Annotated in this window: 1 protein-coding gene; it reads left to right on the top strand. The window is 56.9% G+C overall.

Annotation, left to right across the window (positions count from 1 at the left end; translation table 11 throughout):
* Positions 1-14 precede the first annotated feature (14 nt).
* Positions 15-2,260 (top strand): pilus assembly protein (locus V7Z54_RS07800; RefSeq protein WP_334135630.1); only part of this gene is annotated, 2,246 nt, incomplete at its 3' end.

Here is a 2,260-nt window from a genome sequence, read left to right as displayed (position 1 = left end):
ACGACTCCGGCAGCATGGATTTCGAAGTCCTCCTTCCCACCAATGATGGTGCACTATGGTGGCACACCGGAAACAAAAGTTTTGTCGGGCGTAATGCATCTGACGCTCTCTCATCAGGAACAATCAACCGCAATACCACCGGTGATTTAAACGATACCTGGAAAAAATATGTCTACTTATTCCCCAATGGAACGGGAACAGGAAATCGCTTATACGGCGACGCCACCCACCATTATGCCATCCCACCTCTACCTCAGTTTGCGTTTGTTCGCAGCCCGACCTATAATAAATTATTCTACGATCCCCTAAAAACATACCCACCGTGGCCTAGCAGCTATGGCCAGAACTTTACGAATGCCGACCCACAATCCGCACGCTCCGATCCTGTCCGCGGAACGGGCACACTCAATTTGACACAAGATCTGACCGCCAATATAGACAACTGGCGCTTCCGGGTTCAGCCCGGCATGACCTATGTTGACGGAACCCTCAAGACTTACACCACCGCCGAATCCAGAACATTTACTTATTTTCCCGCAACCTATTTTCTCCCCACGTCACCGGCTCCTGGTACCCCCTATAACGGCGGCCAATCAAATTGCACCCAACCCAAGCCGCAAGACTATAAGGCCTTTGAAGCCAATCCCGGCATGACACTGCCTGTCGGTGTCCACGCCATCGGCCCGGATGGACGGTGTCTGACGCGTTACGAAATCAAACCCGGCAACACCTTTCCTTCGGGACGAACCTATGCACAAGAATTACAAAATTTTGCCAACTGGTTTACCTATTATCGCAAACGTCATCTGGCCACGCGCGGCGCAATATTCAAAGCGTTCGAGGACGTCCGCGGCTTTCGCGTCGCCACGTTCGGCTTCAATAATCGCACCAACCCGTTGCCTTTTTACGATTATCCCGGCGCGATGTCCGGTAGCACGCCCTCCGGCAAGACAACACTATTCAATGCCGTCAAAGACTACGTTTACCCCGGGGGCACACCAACCCGCGAATCCCTAGATCATATCGGGCAGCAATTGTCCCGTACCACCAACTCTCCATTATTGCATCAGTGCCAACGCAATTACGGCATTATTTTCACAGATGGTTTCGCTACCAACACGACGATTACCGTCGGGAATCAGGACGGCAGCGAGGGCTCTCCTTACGCCGACACCTTTTCTAACACCTTGGCCGATATCGCCATGAAGTACTACAAGGAGCTGCGCGCTGGCGGCTCTGTCCCACCCGCTCAGGGTTGCGGCCTACCGGGCGCGCCACCTTGGCTGGATTGCAATACGAAATGGCATCTGAACACGTCCGCCGTGACCCTGGGGACACGAGGGACGATCTTCGGCGTCACCCACTTCGACCGCGATGATGCGTATCGAAGCCCCCCCAGTTGGCCCGAGCCGAATATTGCTCGCAGCCCGCGCATGGTCGATGACCTGTACCACGCCACCATCAACGGCAGAGGTGAGATGCTCAACGCCAACAATGGCGATGAGCTTGAGGCCGCGCTGCGCAGGATAATCAACACCATTGTCGACTTAAACGCGTCCGGAGGCGGCGCCGCAGTCAGCGCGCAGCGCATCACCACTGATACACGGGTGTTTTACGGAACCTTTGACAGCAAGACATGGGCGGGTGATCTGACAGCGTATCCGCTGGCCACGACCGGCATCGGCAATACCGCGCTTTGGCGCGCTTCGCAACAAATGCCTGCGCCCAGCGCACGCAATATCCTGACCCGTTCGGGCGGCACCGCCGTGAGTTTTACCTGGTCGGCGCTCAGCAGCGCCGACAAAACCGCGCTGGGCAGCGACGCCGTGGTGAACTATTTGCGGGGGGTGCGCACCGGCGAGCAGCAGTACGGCGGCACGCTGCGTAACCGCCCTGCCGGCAACGTGCTGGGAGATATCGTACACTCCACACCGGTTTATCTCAAAGAGAACGACACCGTCTTCGTCGGGGCCAATGATGGCATGCTGCACGCCTTTGACGGCACAACCGGCCGGGAGCGCTTCGCTTATATCCCGAGCGCGCTGCTGTCTCGCCTAAAAGCCTTGTCCGAACCTTCGTACACGCACCAATATTTCGTCGACGGTGAGCTGGCGGTCAGCTCCCGAATGGATACCGGCGGGAAAAACATTCTTGTCGCCACGCTGGGGCGCGGGGGCAGGGGCCTGTTCGCACTCGATGTGACCACCCCCGCATCATTTGGCCCTTCCCATGTGCTTTGGGAGCAGTTTGGTGCCGGTGA

Origin of the sequence: Tepidimonas sp. (genome assembly GCF_036824975.1) — a bacterium.
Classification (GTDB): Bacteria; Pseudomonadota; Gammaproteobacteria; order Burkholderiales; family Burkholderiaceae_C; genus Tepidimonas.
Note: the sequence above shows the minus strand (reverse complement) of the source record. Positions and strands in the feature narration are given on the sequence as shown.